The organism is Ramlibacter sp. (assembly GCF_013697775.1).
GTDB lineage: Bacteria > Pseudomonadota > Gammaproteobacteria > Burkholderiales > Burkholderiaceae_C > Ramlibacter.
In genome coordinates this window covers 1-14986 of record NZ_JACCWG010000239.1, presented here as the reverse complement: position 1 = coordinate 14986, position 14986 = coordinate 1, and the positions used below count along the sequence as shown (strand labels likewise).

Annotated in this window: 12 protein-coding genes and 2 tRNA genes; 9 read left to right on the top strand and 5 right to left on the bottom strand. The window is 64.4% G+C overall.

Features of this window, described 5'->3' with window-relative positions; translation table 11 throughout:
• The first annotated feature begins 11 nt into the window (after positions 1-11).
• The 5 genes from clpP to H0U68_RS11695 all read left to right on the top strand — a co-directional run bounded on the left by clpP (position 12) and on the right by H0U68_RS11695 (position 4869).
• The gene (gene clpP, locus H0U68_RS11715) at positions 12-620 is read left to right on the top strand and encodes an ATP-dependent Clp endopeptidase proteolytic subunit ClpP (protein ID WP_296355744.1); all 609 of its coding nucleotides are present in this window, start codon (positions 12-14) and stop codon (positions 618-620) included.
• Between the two features lie 171 nt (positions 621-791).
• The gene (gene clpX, locus H0U68_RS11710; RefSeq protein ID WP_296355742.1) at positions 792-2057 is read left to right on the top strand and encodes an ATP-dependent Clp protease ATP-binding subunit ClpX; all 1266 of its coding nucleotides are present in this window, start codon (positions 792-794) and stop codon (positions 2055-2057) included.
• A gap of 130 nt (positions 2058-2187) precedes the next feature.
• On the top strand, positions 2188-4614 hold the full coding sequence (lon, locus tag H0U68_RS11705; RefSeq protein ID WP_296355740.1) for an endopeptidase La: 2427 nt from the start codon (positions 2188-2190) through the stop codon (positions 4612-4614).
• Positions 4615-4673: 59 nt separating this feature from the next.
• Positions 4674-4749: transfer RNA gene (locus tag H0U68_RS11700), tRNA-Gly, on the top strand.
• A 46-nt stretch (positions 4750-4795) separates the two neighbouring features.
• Positions 4796-4869, top strand: a tRNA-Cys gene (locus H0U68_RS11695).
• Between the two features lie 460 nt (positions 4870-5329).
• Here H0U68_RS11695 and H0U68_RS11690 read toward each other — a convergent pair.
• From H0U68_RS11690 to H0U68_RS11675, 4 genes are read right to left on the bottom strand one after another with little or no spacing between them, the layout of a single operon-like run.
• On the bottom strand, positions 5330-5674 hold the full coding sequence (locus H0U68_RS11690) for an H-NS histone family protein (RefSeq protein ID WP_296355738.1): 345 nt from the start codon (positions 5672-5674) through the stop codon (positions 5330-5332).
• Positions 5675-5722: 48 nt separating this feature from the next.
• On the bottom strand, positions 5723-7591 hold the full coding sequence (locus tag H0U68_RS11685) for an FAD/NAD(P)-binding domain-containing protein (protein WP_296355735.1): 1869 nt from the start codon (positions 7589-7591) through the stop codon (positions 5723-5725).
• Between the two features lie 8 nt (positions 7592-7599).
• Entirely contained in the window at positions 7600-8454 is an 855-nt protein-coding gene (locus H0U68_RS11680; RefSeq protein WP_296355733.1) for an N-acyl homoserine lactonase family protein, read from the bottom strand.
• Between the two features lie 8 nt (positions 8455-8462).
• Complete coding sequence (locus H0U68_RS11675; RefSeq protein ID WP_296355732.1) at positions 8463-9884, bottom strand: lysine 2,3-aminomutase; 1422 nt, start codon at positions 9882-9884, stop codon at positions 8463-8465.
• 420 nt (positions 9885-10304) lie between these two features.
• Here H0U68_RS11675 and H0U68_RS11670 point away from each other — a divergent pair, with 420 nt between their 5' ends.
• The 4 genes from H0U68_RS11670 (at position 10305) to H0U68_RS11655 (ending at position 14143) form a co-directional block, all read left to right on the top strand.
• The gene (locus H0U68_RS11670; RefSeq protein ID WP_296355730.1) at positions 10305-10712 is read left to right on the top strand and encodes a cupin domain-containing protein; all 408 of its coding nucleotides are present in this window, start codon (positions 10305-10307) and stop codon (positions 10710-10712) included.
• Positions 10713-10814: 102 nt separating this feature from the next.
• Positions 10815-12053 carry a YbfB/YjiJ family MFS transporter gene (locus H0U68_RS11665; RefSeq protein ID WP_365731457.1) on the top strand — a complete coding sequence of 413 codons (1239 nt, stop codon included), beginning with the start codon at positions 10815-10817 and terminating at the stop codon, positions 12051-12053.
• A gap of 106 nt (positions 12054-12159) precedes the next feature.
• The gene (locus H0U68_RS11660) at positions 12160-12783 is read left to right on the top strand and encodes a DUF6806 family protein (protein WP_296355728.1); all 624 of its coding nucleotides are present in this window, start codon (positions 12160-12162) and stop codon (positions 12781-12783) included.
• A 46-nt stretch (positions 12784-12829) separates the two neighbouring features.
• A complete protein-coding gene (locus tag H0U68_RS11655; RefSeq protein WP_296355726.1) occupies positions 12830-14143 on the top strand; it encodes an MFS transporter in 1314 nt (437 codons plus the stop codon).
• On the opposite strand, the gene murI is transcribed toward H0U68_RS11655, so the two are convergent.
• Positions 14119-14922 carry a glutamate racemase gene (gene murI / locus H0U68_RS11650; RefSeq protein ID WP_296355724.1) on the bottom strand — a complete coding sequence of 268 codons (804 nt, stop codon included), beginning with the start codon at positions 14920-14922 and terminating at the stop codon, positions 14119-14121. The genes H0U68_RS11655 and murI overlap by 25 nt on opposite strands.
• Positions 14923-14986: the final 64 nt, after the last annotated feature.

The window sequence follows — 14986 nt, the reverse complement described above, 5'->3', positions numbered from 1 at the left end:
CGAAATCCCCCATGAGCGCACTCGACACCCAGGGCCTCGGCCTGATTCCGATGGTCATCGAGCAGTCGGGCCGCGGCGAGCGGTCTTACGACATCTACTCGCGACTGCTGCGCGAACGCGTGATCTTCCTGGTCGGCCCGGTGAACGACCAGACGGGCAACCTGGTGGTCGCCCAGCTGCTGTTCCTGGAAAGCGAGAATCCCGACAAGGACATCTCGCTGTACATCAACTCCCCGGGCGGCAGCGTGAGCGCCGGCCTGGCGATCTACGACACCATGAACTTCATCAAGCCCGCGGTCTCCACGCTGTGCACCGGCATGGCCGCGAGCATGGGCGCCTTCCTGCTGGCCGCGGGCGAGAAGGGCAAGCGCTTCTCGCTGCCCAACGCCAAGATCATGATCCACCAGCCGCTGGGCGGCATGCAGGGCCAGGCCACGGACATCGAGATCCATGCCAAGGACATCCTGAAGACCAAGGCCACGATGAACCGCATCATGGCCGAGCGCACCGGGCAGCCGCTGGAAAAGGTCGAACGCGACACCGACCGCGACTACTTCCTCGAAGCCGAGGAAGCGAAGAACTACGGCATCGTCGACCAAGTCATCGCGAAGCGGCCTTGAGCGAAGCGGCACGCGCCGCTTCGCAGGCTGAGGGGCCAGGGGCCGGGGTTAGGGAAAACAGGGCGTCATCCGACGCCTCTCTGTGATTTTTCCCCTAGCCCCTCATCCCTGGCCCCTCGGCCCTTTCTGTATCATCCTCCCCAACCGTACACCGAGGCAGGCGCTCCCCACATGGCCGAACGAAAAGGCTCTTCCAGCGAGAAAACGCTTTACTGCTCCTTCTGCGGAAAGAGCCAGCACGAGGTGAAGAAACTCATCGCGGGACCTTCGGTCTTCATCTGCGACGAGTGCATCGACCTGTGCAACGAGATCATCCGCGACGAGCTGCCGCAGGGCGACGAGCAGCGCGAGGCGCGCGGCGACCTGCCGACGCCCAACGAGATCAAGCTGAACCTGGACAACTACGTCATCGGCCAGGAGCCCGCCAAGCGGGCGCTGTCGGTGGCCGTGTACAACCACTACAAGCGGCTGCGCCACAAGGAAAAAGCCAAGAAGGAAGAGGTCGAGCTCGCCAAGACCAACATTCTGCTGATCGGCCCTACCGGTTCCGGCAAGACGCTGCTGGCGCAGACGCTGGCGCGCATGCTGGACGTGCCCTTCGTCATGGCCGACGCCACCACGCTGACCGAAGCGGGCTATGTGGGCGAAGACGTCGAGAACATCATCCAGAAGCTGCTGCAGAACTGCAACTACGAGGTGGAGCGGGCGCAGCGCGGCATCGTCTACATCGACGAGATCGACAAGATCTCGCGCAAGTCGGACAACCCCAGCATCACGCGCGACGTCTCGGGCGAGGGCGTGCAGCAGGCGCTGCTCAAGCTCATCGAAGGCACCATGGCCAGCGTGCCGCCGCAGGGCGGCCGCAAGCACCCGAACCAGGACTTCCTGCAGATCGACACGACCAACATCCTGTTCATCTGCGGCGGCGCGTTCTCCGGCCTGGAAAAGGTCATCGAACAGCGCACCGAAGCCTCGGGCATCGGCTTCTCGGCCAAGGTGCGCGGCAAGGCCGAGCGCAGCCTGTCCGACATGTTCCGCGAGGTCGAGCCGGAAGATCTGATCAAGTTCGGCCTGATCCCCGAACTGGTTGGCCGCCTGCCGGTGGTCACCACGCTGTCCGAGCTGAGCGAAGACGCGCTGGTGCAGATTCTCACCGAGCCGAAGAACGCGCTGGTCAAGCAGTACGCCAAGCTGCTGTCGATGGAAGGCGTTGACCTGGAGGTGCGCCCGAGCGCGCTGAAGGCCATCGCCCGCAAGGCGCTGGCGCGCAAGACCGGCGCGCGCGGCCTGCGCTCGATCCTGGAGCAGTCGCTGATCGATACGATGTTCGAGCTGCCCAACATCTCCAACGTGGAGCGCGTGGTGGTGGACGAATCAACCGTTGAAGAGAACAAGCCGCCCTTGCTGGTGTACCGCGAGGCGGCCAAGAAAGCGTAACGGAAGGGCTCCCATGGGAGCCCTTCATGGTTTTTCAGCCGCTTTCGACCCATTCGGCCCCACTCGGATGAGGCCGGGTTGAAAATGGCGCATCGCCAGCCATATGCGGCTGGTCACAAAAAGGATTTTCATGTCCGCACACAATCCCCTGCCAGCCGAACCGATGGAACTGCCGCTCCTGCCTCTGCGGGACGTGGTGGTGTTCCCGCACATGGTGATTCCCCTGTTCGTTGGCCGGCCCAAAAGCATCAAGGCGCTGGAGGCTGCGATGGAGGCCGAGCGCCGCATCATGCTGGTGGCCCAGAAGGCGGCCGCGAAGGATGAGCCCGCGGTCACCGACATGTTCGAGGTCGGCTGCGTCTCCACCATTTTGCAGATGCTCAAGCTGCCCGACGGCACGGTGAAGGTGCTGGTCGAAGGCCAGCAGCGCGCCCGCGTGAGCAAGATCACCGACGGCAACCAGCATTTCTCGGCCACCGTGGTGCCGGTGCCCGCCGGCGTGGTGGACGAGTCCAAGTCGGCCGAAGTGGAGGCGCTGCGCCGCGCGGTGCTCCAGCAGTTCGACCAGTACGTCAAACTCAACAAGAAGATCCCGCCGGAAATCCTGACTTCGATCGCCAGCATCGACGATCCGGGCCGCCTTGCCGACACCATCGCCGCGCACCTGCCGCTCAAGCTCGACAACAAGCAGATCGTGCTGGACCTGGCCGAGGTGAAGGAGCGGTTGGAGAACCTGTTCGAGCAGATCGAGCGCGAGGTCGAGATCCTCAACGTCGACAAGCGCATCCGCGGCCGCGTGAAGCGCCAGATGGAAAAGAACCAGCGCGACTTCTACCTGAACGAGCAGGTCAAGGCCATCCAGAAGGAATTGGGCGAAGGCGAGGAGGGCGCGGACATCGAGGAAATCGAGAAGCGCATCAAGGCCGCCAAGATGCCCAAGGACGCCAAGAAGAAGGCGGACGCGGAGCTGAAGAAACTCAAGCTGATGTCGCCGATGTCGGCCGAGGCGACGGTGGTGCGCAACTACATCGACGTGCTGACCAACCTGCCCTGGGCCAAGCGCACAAAGATCAAGCACGACCTGGCGTACGCCGAGCAGGTGCTCAACGAAGACCATTGGGGCCTTGAGAAGGTCAAGGACCGCATCCTGGAATATCTTGCGGTGCAGCAGCGCGTGGACAAGGTGAAGGCGCCGATCCTGTGCCTGGTCGGCCCTCCGGGTGTCGGCAAGACCTCGCTCGGCCAGTCGGTCGCCAAGGCCACCGGGCGCAAGTACGTGCGCATGGCGCTGGGCGGCATGCGCGACGAGGCCGAGATCCGCGGCCACCGCCGCACCTACATCGGTGCGCTGCCGGGCAAAGTGCTGCAGAGCCTGTCGAAGGCTGGAACGCGCAATCCGCTGTTCCTGCTCGACGAGATCGACAAGCTGGGAACCGACTTCCGCGGCGACCCCGCCAGCGCGTTGCTGGAGGTGCTGGACCCCGAGCAGAACCACACCTTCAGCGACCACTACGTCGAAGTCGACTTCGACCTGTCGGACGTGATGTTCGTTGCGACCTCGAACTCGATGAACATTCCGCCGGCCCTGCTGGACCGCATGGAAGTCATCCGCCTGTCGGGCTATACCGAGGACGAGAAGACCAACATCGCCATGCGCTACCTGCTGCCCAAGCAGTTGAAAAACAACGGCGTGAAGGACGAGGAACTCGAGGTCACCGAGGAAGCGGTGCGCGACATCGTGCGCTACTACACGCGTGAAGCCGGCGTGCGTTCGCTCGAACGCGAGCTGTCGAAGATCTGCCGCAAGGTGATCAAGGGCCTGCAGCTCAAGAAGATGACGCCGAAGGTGCGGGTGACCGCCGAGAACCTGAACGATTTCCTGGGCGTGCGCAAGCACACCTATGGGCGCGCCGAGGCCCAGAACCAGGTGGGCCAGGTGGTCGGCCTGGCGTGGACCGAAGTGGGCGGCGACCTGCTCACCATCGAGGCCGCGCTGATGCCCGGCAAGGGCACCATCCTGCGCACCGGTTCGCTGGGCGACGTGATGAAGGAATCGGTGGAAGCCGCGCGCACCGTGGTGCGCAGCCGCGCGCGCGGCCTGGGCATCAAGGACGAGCAGTTCGAAAAGCGCGACATGCACGTGCACGTGCCCGACGGCGCCACGCCCAAGGACGGCCCGAGCGCGGGCGCCGCCATGACCACGGCAATGGTTTCGGCATATACCGGCATTCCGGTGCGCGCCGACGTGGCGATGACCGGCGAGATCACCCTGCGCGGCGAGGTCACGGCCATCGGCGGCTTGAAAGAGAAGCTGCTGGCGGCGCTGCGCGGTGGCATCAAGACGGTGCTGATCCCCGAAGAGAACAGCAAGGATCTGCAGGACATTCCCGAGAACGTAAAAAACGGGCTGGAGATCGTGCCGGTGAAGTGGATCGACAAGGTGCTGGAAGTGGCGCTCGAACGCGTGCCGACGCCGCTTCCCGACGACGAGCCGGTGACCGCCGCACCGGTTGCCGAAGCTGCCAAACCGGCGGCGCCGGTCGCCATCAAACACTGATCAAAAACTTCGGACGCACCTTAAAGCACCGAAATTTCTGTCTATAATCATGGTCTTCCGCGGGAATAGCTCAGTTGGTAGAGCGCAACCTTGCCAAGGTTGAGGTCGCGAGTTCGAGTCTCGTTTCCCGCTCCAGGTACCGTTCGAAAAAGGGAAGCTTCCGCTTCCCTTTTTCTTGTGCGGCGCGGTAGCAAAGCGGTTATGCAGCGGATTGCAAATCCGTCCAGGGCGGTTCGACTCCGCCCCGCGCCTCCAGACACACAGCCCCGCAGGTGAACCTGCCGGGGCTGTTTCTTTTTGGCGGGCAAACACCTGCGATGCCCACAGCGAAGCCTTTACACTGGCACAGCTCGAACTTCCAAGAATTTTTTAAAGTGACTTGCTCGCGTGGCGGAATCGGTAGACGCAACGGACTTGGGAGATTTGAGTGCTCCGGTGGAAACGCCGGAAGTAGAACTGCTCAAATTCGGGGAACGCTCGCAGCGTGATGCTGTTGCCAATCCCGAGCCAAGCCTGAGAGATCAGGAAGGTGTAGAGACTAGACGGGCAGCACCTACGGCCGCGAGGCTAGGGTGAAGGGATAGTCCAGACCACAAACGCGCCACCTCGGTGGCGCGCGCAGCGAAAGCTGTAGGGGTACGAAAATCCGTCGATTGAGAGATCGTGCCGGTTCGAGTCCGGCCGCGAGCACCAATGCCTGGAGAGCCGGACTGCCCTATGACTTGATCAGAAACTTGTCGCGGCTCTTGCCCTTTTCTTCGGCTTCGCGAAGCCAAGCCGGCGCGCGGCCACGGCCAGACCAGGTTTCATCAGTAGACGGATTGCGGAATTTTGGAACCCCGCCCTTTGCTTTCACCTTGTTCTTGGCCGTCCTCCTGGGGCTCTCCGCCTTGAATCCGGCGGACTTCAGGTGATCGAAGAGTTCTTCAAGGCCGATGTCGAAATCCGTCATCGTCTTGGCTATCAAGTCCAGAGATTCTTTGACCTCTTTCTGCCGCTGCTGTTCGGCTTGCTCCAGAAGTTTTTGGGCTTGTTCTTGCAGTTCGCGATAAGTTGCCATGCGTCAATTCAGTGAAAAGAACAGCATGTTAATACGCGCTAGGACTTTTTAGCTGAAAGCGGCAAGTCTGTCTTCTTGCCGAGAGGCTTGCTGCCGTTCGCGCAGCGACTCCAGCAACTGCGCCACGCAGCGGTGCGCATCCTGCGTGAACCGGGAATTCATCAATGGCCGGGGCAGGGCATGCGTGTAGAAATGCGGGCCTTCCACGGGAAATCCGATCGCCCACAGGTTGCCGTGCGACTCGCCGCTTGCATCGATGACCTGCATGTCGCGGTTGATGTCCAGGCCGCCGGGATGGTAGTCGCCGTTCAGGTGCGGCCGCACGAGCTCCCTGCGGACCAGGTTCGTGGTGAGCGCCGAGGAATCGGTCCGGGGCGAATAGGGGTCCAGCCTGGCGATCACCAGCACGTCAGCATAGTGCCTGACCTGTTCCTTGCCGAACTGGTTGGCGATGCAGAACTGCCCCCGCGCGGCATCGGTAGTGACCTGGTTGCCTGGTCCGCCGGCGACGTCGAGCACGCCGGCATCCATCAGCGCGAGCAGTTCGGCATTGCGCCGCCTGGGCGGGCCGAACGAGATCCGGTTGGTAGTGGCGACGAAGTCTTCCACGTACACTTTGTGGGACGACGGCGTCAGGCCCGCGAACTCGACGCCCGTGCGCAAGGCCTCGCGGGTGTCGCGCAAGACATCGGTCGCCGCCTTGACCGGGCTGGTCAGGTTGCCCTTGTGCGCTTCTGCGAGGTCGGCTTCGACCTGCGCGCGGAAGAACCGCCTGAAGCTCTCGAACGAGGAGAAGGTTTTGCCCTTCAGCGGGTTCAGCAGCTTCGAAATCGCTTGGCGTTCTTCCGCGGTCGCCTGGAACGACGCCGGGGCCGGGTCGCTCCCCGTCCCGACCGCACGGTAGACGTACGCCATTTCCTTCTCGATCAGCGGCAGCATCTCCTCTGCGAAATCCAGCTGGTGGCTGCCGGTGCGCGCGACCGCACGCGCCTGCAAGGCCTTGACCGCGTCGACGGTGAAGAAGCGCGCCTGGTGCCGGCCCGCAATGCCCTTCTGGTTGGCGCCGCGCGCGGCGAACGGCAGGCAGTTGCGCGAGAACAGCAGGATGTTCGGCTCGCGGCCGCTCGGCCGGTAGACGAACTTGCCTTGCTCCTCCACGAACTGGCCGCCGCGCCCCGTCGTCAGCGCGGAGATGACGTCGTAGGCCGTGAGGCCCAGGCCCTGCACCGCCACCGTCGCATCCGCCGCGATGGTGTTGAGGCAATGCACCGGATACGGCGTGGAATAGAAATTCAGCTTCGGGTTCTTCGCACCGGTGGAGCGTGCGAATGCGTCGAACGCCAAGTCGGCAGGGCTGGCCGCGCGCGTGCCGTGACCGGTGGTGATGAACACGTGGTCGGCGGGATATTGGAAGCCGTTGTCGAGGCAGACAGTGAAACCGCCGCTCTTCAGCGCGATCAGGTCCACCACGCGCCGCCTGTGGTGTTCGATGCGCACGTTCTCCGGCAGCAGGCGCACGATGCGGTCGAACGCCCAGGTCAGGTATTCGCCCAGCATGTTGCGCGGCAGATGGTCGTGGTCGGTGATCTCCTCGCCCGAGCCGTCCTTCACCGGGAAGTAGCGGGTGCCGAACCTGCGGTAGCCGACCATGCGCGCCCACTGCGTCAGCGAGATGCCGTCCTTGCCGGCAACCATGCTGTCCTGCGCGAAGATGCTGACCTGCGACGCTACCGTGTTGGTGAGAAGGTGGTCCGGCTGGTGCGCGGGATGCGATCCCTGCCCGCACTCGCCCGGCTCGACGATATCCACCTTGATGTCGAGCGGCAGCGGGCTGGCGTGCAGCAGCTCCACCATGCGCTCCAGGATGCTCAGGCCGCGCGGGCCCATGCCGACGATTGTGATGCGTGCGGTGTCCATGGCAATTCTTATTGAGGAGTCGCGGCCAGGCTCTGCGAGATGACTTCCTGGATTTTTTCTTCACCCGGGAACACCGGGTGGGCATGCAGCACGGCGATGTTGCTGTTGCCCGGCAGCCTGGGGAACACCTCCAGCACCTTGGGGTCGTGCCCCGGGATGACGTGGTAGGGCCCGTCGGCGAGCGCGTCGATCGTGGCGTGCGCCTCCAGCATGCCCTCCACGTCGACCACGATCGGGAACGGGCTGCGCTCGCGGATGTTGGCCCAGTAGTGCGCGGCGTCGCTCGCCAGCACCAGCTCGCCGCGCGCCGTCGGCACGCTCACCACCTGCAGGCCCTTGGTATGGCCGCCCACCTGGTGCAGGAAGATGCCGTCGGCGAGCTTTCCCCGGCCTTTGTGGAAGACCAGCCGCCCTTCGTACAGGCAGCGGATGGCGTTGATGACGTCCTTGACCTCGAACGGCTGCTGCAGGGCCTTGTGGCCCATGCAGCGGCCCGTGCAGTAGGCCATCTCGTCGTCCTGGATGTGGAAGCGCGCATTCGGGAACGCCATCAGGTTGCCGCAATGGTCGTAGTGCATGTGGGTGATGGCGACGTCGGTCACCGTGTTCGCATCGATGCCCACGTCGCGCAGCATCTCCACCGGGCTTTGCAGGTAGACGCGGTGGCGCTTCTTCGCCGTCTCGGCGTCGAACCCGGTGTCCACCACGATCGTCCGGCCTTCGCCCTTGATCGCCCACATGAAAAAATCCAGCGGCATCAGGGCGTCGTCGTGGAAGTCGGAAAAGATGAAGTTTTCCGATGCATGGCGGCCGGGATGCGTGGCGTAGCGCAGCGCATACACCTCGTAGGAAGGCTTGCTCATGGCGGCTTTCAGGACACGTCGGCAGGCGCGTCGGCATGCACCTCGCGCGTGCGCTTCAGGGAGGCCACGGGAATGCGGTGCTCGACCACCTGCTCCTCGCGCGCCGGGGCGCTGTCTTCCTGGAAGAAGAACTTGTCCTCGCCGAAGGCCGGGACCAGCTGGTCGAACCAGGTCGCCTTGGGGTCGAATTTCGCGTAGAACGGCCGGCGCACCCAGTCCGGGTTGCGCGCCTGCAGGAACTGCAGTGCGAACACCTTTTCGCCGGCCAGCGTCACGATGCCGTCGATGACCACCTTGCCCGGATGCGCGCTCATGGAAGGACCGCGCACCGTGCGCGCCAGGCCGGATACCTGCTTGTATGCCTGCTGGAACACCTCGTAGGCCTTGGCCAGCGGCAGCTCGAAGTAGTGGCTGGGGCCGGTGTCCCGCTCGACGAACATGTAATAGGGAATGGCGCCCAGCCTGACGCCGGTCGTCCACAGCTCGGCCCAGCCGTTCGGGTCTTCGTTGATGTGGCGGATCAGCGGCGCCTGGATGCGCAGCGTCGCGCCAGTGGAAATGATTCGCCGCACGGCCTGTTGCGCGAGCGGGGTGCGCAATTCGGCCGGGTGGTTGTAGTGGCCCATGAGCGCCAGGTTCTTGCCCGACGCCACCACCTTTTCGAACAGCCGCAGCACGTCGTCCGAATCCTTTTCGTTCACGAAGCGCTGCGGCCAGTAGGCGACCGACTTGGTGCCGATGCGGATGTTCTGGATGTGCGACAGCTCGGGCACGAGCAGGGGCTCGATGTAGCTGCTCAGCGCGCGCGTATTCATCACCATCGGGTCACCGCCGGTGATGAGGATGTCGGTGACGTCCTTGTGCCGCTTGAGGTAGGCGACCAGCTCCGACGCGTCCTTGGCATCGAACTTGAGCTCTTCCATGCCCACGAACTGCGGCCAGCGGAAGCAGAAGGTGCAATAGGCGTGGCAGGACTGCCCGGCCTTCGGGAAGAACAGCACGGTCTCCCGGTACTTGTGCTGCAGCCCGCTCAACGGCCGGCCGTCCAGGTAGGGCACGTTGTGCGTCATCTGCCCCGCGGGGTGCGGATTCATGCGCATGCGGATGTCATGCACCATGCGCTCGATCTTCTTCTCGTCCTTGTCCACCAGCACCAGGTCGCGCAGCGCCTCGTATTCCTGCGGCCGCAGCATGTCGCGGTGCGGGAAAGTGAGCCGGTAGATCGGATCGTCGGGAATGTTGTCCCAATCGATCAGCTCGCCCAGGACGTAGGAATTGACACGGAACGGAAGCACCCGCGAGATCACAGTCACCGATTCACGCTGGTCCTGCGTGAGCTTTCCCCATTGCGGTGCCTCGCTGATGTTGCTGCGCGTGTACGGCCTGAATCTCACTGCATCTTCTGTGTTCACGGATAGACCTTTTTTCATTGTTGATTGCTGAAATGCAATTGAATTGGATGCCACCCAAGCGGCGAGAAGGAAAACAGGCTCCGAAAACAAGATCGACCGGAACACCGTTCCAGTCGAGGAGATCGCCTTGCGTCTGCTTGCTCACCAATTCAATTTCTAATTGCCAATCTCGCGGAGATGTCGGAAGGGCGATCCAGCTAATCTCTCTCGGCACGCTATTGCACGTCAATTTTAATTTCGTAAATAAATCCGTCGTACGTAGCTATTTGTCCAGAAAAGACAATTTGACTTGGATATTTACGCAATGCACATCTGTAATTTCTTGATCTTTGAAATTGGCTGATTTAGATTTGGCCTTTCGCCCCCCAAAGTCCGCACTGCATGAAGTCGGTTGGAGGGATGGCAATTTTTCAATCAGATGAGCAAGGAGAAACAGACATGCAAGAACTCGCACTGAGAGAATCCAGCGTCGAGGAAGCAATCGCCGCGAAGGTCGGCGCTTCCTACGTCCAGGGGGGCATCAAGCGCACGACGCTGCAGAAGGCGAATTTCCCCGAGGGCTACACCGTCAACTGCAGCATCATCGAAGTGCCCAACGGCACCAGCGCGGCGCCGCACACGCACCCCGGCCTCGAGTGCACCTACGTGCTCGAAGGCGAGTTCGACCTGGTCACCGAAGGCAAGCCCGACAAGCGCTTCAAGCCCGGCATGTCCTACATGGTCACGGACAAGGACGTGCATTTCGCCAGGGTGCTGAGCGAAACGCCGATCAAGCTGCTCTGCGTTTTCATCCACGACAAGGCCAAGACCGTGGCCGACGTGGTGGGGAACGCCGAGCGCCGCTGAAGCAGCCTCGGGAATTGGGGCATTGCATTGCGCCCATTGGCGTTCCGCCATCAGGCGGGACGCCCGTTTCGTCCGCCGCGACGCGGCAGACGAAACCGCGAAATGTATAATCAAAAAAGCATACCAACATTCCGCGCTCGCATGTCTTCTCAGGGAATTTCCATACGCCATCCCGTGGCAACGGCATTGGCGCTGTCACTCGCTGCAGCAGTCGCATTAGGAATCTCAAGATTCTCCTACGGACTGTTGTTGCCGCCGATGCGCTCCGATCTCGGCTGGTCGTATCTGCTGGCCGGCGGAATGAACACGGCCAATGCGCTCGGCTATTTCATCGGCGCGCTGATCACACCGGCCTTGATGCGCCGCATGGGTGTCTGGCGCCTGTTGATCGCGGGTTCCGTGCTGGCCGGCATCTTCATGCTGGTGTCGGGCCTGGTGACCGATGCCAGCGCCTTGTTCCTGCAGCGGGTGTGCGCGGGCATCGCCAGCTCCTTTATCTTCATCGCTGGTGGCGTGCTGTCGGCGCGGCTGGGCTCCATGCACAGCAAGCGCGCCGGTTTCCTCATCGGCCTGTATTACGGCGGCACCGGCATCGGCATTGCGCTGTCCGCCTTGCTGGTGCCCGCGGCGCTGGCATCCGCGCAGGAACACGGCGTGGCGCACACCTGGCAGTGGCCGTGGCTGGCGCTCGGCATTTCGTGCCTGCTTGCCACGGCCATCCTGGCCCTGCCGGCCAGGGCCATCGGCGAAGCGCCACCCGGGCAGGGCGGCAAGCGGGCGTTCGCCGTCAAGGATTTCTTCTTCGGCCTGAGCGGCTACTTCATGTTCGGCATGGGCTACATCGGCTACATGACCTTTGTGATCGCCTTGCTCAAGCAGCAGGGCATGACGCCAGGGCGGATCACGCTGTTCTACACGCTGCTCGGCCTGGCGGTGGTGGCGTCGTCGCGCATCTGGGCACGCATGCTGGACCGCTTCAAGGGCGGCGAGTCGCTGGCGATCCTGAACGGCGTGCTGGGCGTGGTCTGCATCCTGCCGGCGCTGACCAGCTCGGTGCCGGTCGTGTTCCTCTCCGGCATCGTCTTCGGCGGAGTGTTCCTGTCGGTCGTGGCCTCCACCACGGCCCTGGTGCGGCACAACCTGCCGCAGGAATCCTGGTCCGCGGGCATCAGCGCATTCACCACCGCCTTTGCTTTCGGCCAGATCGTGGGCCCGACCATGGTGGGCTGGATCGCCGACGGCCCGGGCGGACTGGAGCGCGGCCTGATCGTGTCGGCCGTTGCGCTGTTCATCGGCGCGGTGCTCTCGGCGCGGCAGAAACCGCTCGCGTCGCTCCACTGAGAAGGCCGCACCGCTGAGCCGTTTCCTGACCGGTCCCGGCCGAACGCCGGGGTATCATCGGGCTTGATGCCGCTTGCAGAGCGGCGTACCGGTTCCGGAGAGCCACATGGCCAATTACGATAACGCCCCCTTCGAGATCCACGTCCATGGCGATGTGCCGCTGCGCTCCGACGTCACTTTTGCCCAGCTGCAGGAGGCGCTCAGCCCCCTGTGGAAATACGCCGGCGCCAAGTCGCTGGCCGACGGTGCCGAAAGCGCGTACGAGGAAGAGCCCGGCATCAAGTTCGATGCGCACGAGCACCTGCTGACCATGTGCTGGACCGTCAACGGCGACGAGGATTTTCGCCAGTCGCTCGACGAGATGTGCATGAGCCTGAACGACCTGGCGGACGCCGGCGCGGCCATCGAAGTCACCTTCTACGATGCCGACTTCGACGAGGAAGAGTCCGATTCCGAAGCCGAGTCGCGCGACGATTTCCTGATGCTGTTCGTCGGGCCAACGCCCGCGGCCATCATGCAGGTGCAGCGCGACCTGCTGGTGCAGGACGTGATCAACCTGATGGAGCGGCACTTCGACGCCTCCGAGTTGTCGGGCGTGGTGGGCGAGATCGACAAGCTGTTCGCGCAACGCTTCGACGCGCTGGCCAGCTCGCTCGAGCTGGGCAAGCCGCCGCGCGGAAGCGGTGGCGGCGGCCACGGCGGCGGACGCCGCCCGCGCCACCTGCACTGAAGCAGGCGCGCCATCCTCCGCTATGCTCGGCCGTGAGGAGGCCCACATGGCGCTGTTTTCCAAGGATGCCCTGAACCCCGGCGTGCGCAAGCGCGAGGTGTTCGGCTGGGCGATGTACGACTTCGCCAACTCCGGCTACACCACGGTGGTGATCACGGCCGTGTTCGCTGCGTACTTCGTCGGCGGCATCGCGCAAAAGGCCGAGTGGGCCACCTTCGCCTGGACGGCGGCGCTCAGCGTGTCCTACGCCATCGTCATGCTCACCATGCCCAGCATCGGCGCCTATGCCGACCTGCGCGCCGCCAAGAAGCGGCTGCTGGCGTGGTTCACCGCCGGCTGCGTGCTGTCCACCGCGGCGCTCGCCTTCGCGCGGCCGGGCAGCGTGGCGCTGGCCATGCTGCTTGTGATCGTCTCCAACACCTTCTATTCCTACGGCGAATCGCTCACGGCCGCCTTCCTGCCGGAGTTGGCCAAGCCCGAAGCCATGGGCAAGGTCAGCGGCTGGGGCTGGGGCTTCGGCTACTTCGGCGGCATGCTGGCGCTCGGCATCTGCCTGGCCTACGTGATCTGGGCGCAGGCGCACGGCATCCCGGCCGAGCGGTTCGTGCCGGTGACCATGGTGGTCACCGCGGCGATCTACGGCCTGGCCGCGCTCGCGACTTTCTGGCTGATGGACGAACGCGCGCGGCCCAATCCCGATGCGCTGCGCGAAGGCGGCATGCGGGCCTCGCTGCGCCAGCTGCGCGGCACCTTTGCCCAGGCGAGGCGCTACACCGACTTCATGTGGCTGATGGGCTGCGCCGTGTTCTACCAGGGTGGCGTGGCGGTGGCGATCTCGCTGGCGGCGATTTATGCGGAAACGGTGATCGGCTTCCAGCAGCAGGAAACCATGGTGCTGATCTTCGTGCTGAACCTCGCGGCGGCCGGCGGCGCATTCGCCTGGGGCTACCTGCAGGACCGCGTGGGCCACAAGCTGGCGCTGGGCAGCACGCTGGTCGGCTGGGTGGCCACCTGCGTGATCGCGGCCGTGAGCACCAGCAAGGGCCAGTTCTGGTGGGCCGCCGCGCTCGCGGGTCTGTGCATGGGGTCCAGCCAGTCGGCCGGCCGCGCCATGGCCGGCCTGTTCGCGCCGCCGCGCCAGCTGGCGGAGTTCTATGGGCTGTGGACGTTCGCGATCCGGCTGGCCAGCATCGTGGGGCCGCTCACTTTCGGCGCCATTGCCTGGGCAAGCGGCGGCAACCTGCGCGCAGCGCTGATGTCCACCACGGTGCTGTTCGCCGCCGGGCTGGTGCTGCTGGTCAAAGTGAATGTGCAGCGCGGCCGCGACGCCGCGCTTCAGGCCGGCACGGCTTCGGCCTGAAGGCCGAGCCAGCGCTGCGAGGCGGCGCGCAGGGCCTGCGGCGCGCCGGTCGTCAGCAGCGTCACACGGCCGGCGCCCTGGGCATTGAGCAGTGCGTTGTCTTCCAGCAGCCGGCGCGTCTGCCGCGCCACCGGTGCCCCGTTTTCCAGCAGATGCACCGCCGGCCCGACCGCGGCCGTGAGCTGCGCGAGCGCGAACGGGTAGTGCGTGCAGCCCAGCACCAGCGTGTCGATCTGCCCCTGCGTGCCGCCGAAGGCGCCGCAGGCGCGCGCATAGCGTTCGCACAGCGCCGCGACTGCGTCAGCGTCATGCGACTCGATTGCCGTTGCCAGGCCGTCGCACGGCTGCAGCAGGAATTCGGCATGCGCCGACATCGAATCGTGCAGCGCGCGGAATTTGGCGCTGGCCAGCGTGCCGCGCGTGGCAAACACGGCAACGCGGCGCGTGCGCGTGAGCGTTGCCGCCGGCCGCAATGCCGGCTCCACGCCGACCACCGGCAGGGCCTGCCCATGCGTTTCGCGCAGCAGGTGCACCGCCGCCGCGGTGGCCGTGTTGCAGGCCACCACCAGCGCCTTGATGCGGTGGCCGTCCACCAGCGTGCGCGCGATGCCGGCCGAGCGCTGCGCGACGAAGGCGTCGTCGCGCTCGCCGTAGGGCGCGTGCCCGGCGTCGGAGAAATAGACGAAGTCTTCATTCGGCAGCTCGGCGCGCAGCGACCTGAGGATGCTCAGGCCGCCGATGCCGCTGTCGAACACGCCGATGGGACTGCCGGGTTGCATGCGCAAACTCTAGCGCCGCCGCGGCTGCTGCCGCGTCAGACGGCGGCGACAGGAATGTTCTTGA

What these genes read in the sequence shown, in the direction of transcription:
- H0U68_RS11670 (WP_296355730.1), top strand. Translation starts at nt 10,305, where the DNA reads ATGCAAGAACTCGCACTGAGAGAATCCAGCGTCGAGGAAGCAATCGCC.
- H0U68_RS11690 (WP_296355738.1), bottom strand. Translation starts at nt 5,674, where the DNA reads ATGGCAACTTATCGCGAACTGCAAGAACAAGCCCAAAAACTTCTGGAG.
- H0U68_RS11655 (WP_296355726.1), top strand. Translation starts at nt 12,830, where the DNA reads ATGGCGCTGTTTTCCAAGGATGCCCTGAACCCCGGCGTGCGCAAGCGC.
- murI (WP_296355724.1), bottom strand. Translation starts at nt 14,922, where the DNA reads ATGCAACCCGGCAGTCCCATCGGCGTGTTCGACAGCGGCATCGGCGGC.
- clpX (WP_296355742.1), top strand. Translation starts at nt 792, where the DNA reads ATGGCCGAACGAAAAGGCTCTTCCAGCGAGAAAACGCTTTACTGCTCC.
- H0U68_RS11675 (WP_296355732.1), bottom strand. Translation starts at nt 9,884, where the DNA reads ATGAAAAAAGGTCTATCCGTGAACACAGAAGATGCAGTGAGATTCAGG.
- H0U68_RS11665 (WP_365731457.1), top strand. Translation starts at nt 10,815, where the DNA reads ATGTATAATCAAAAAAGCATACCAACATTCCGCGCTCGCATGTCTTCT.
- H0U68_RS11685 (WP_296355735.1), bottom strand. Translation starts at nt 7,591, where the DNA reads ATGGACACCGCACGCATCACAATCGTCGGCATGGGCCCGCGCGGCCTG.
- H0U68_RS11660 (WP_296355728.1), top strand. Translation starts at nt 12,160, where the DNA reads ATGGCCAATTACGATAACGCCCCCTTCGAGATCCACGTCCATGGCGAT.
- lon (WP_296355740.1), top strand. Translation starts at nt 2,188, where the DNA reads ATGTCCGCACACAATCCCCTGCCAGCCGAACCGATGGAACTGCCGCTC.
- clpP (WP_296355744.1), top strand. Translation starts at nt 12, where the DNA reads ATGAGCGCACTCGACACCCAGGGCCTCGGCCTGATTCCGATGGTCATC.
- H0U68_RS11680 (WP_296355733.1), bottom strand. Translation starts at nt 8,454, where the DNA reads ATGAGCAAGCCTTCCTACGAGGTGTATGCGCTGCGCTACGCCACGCAT.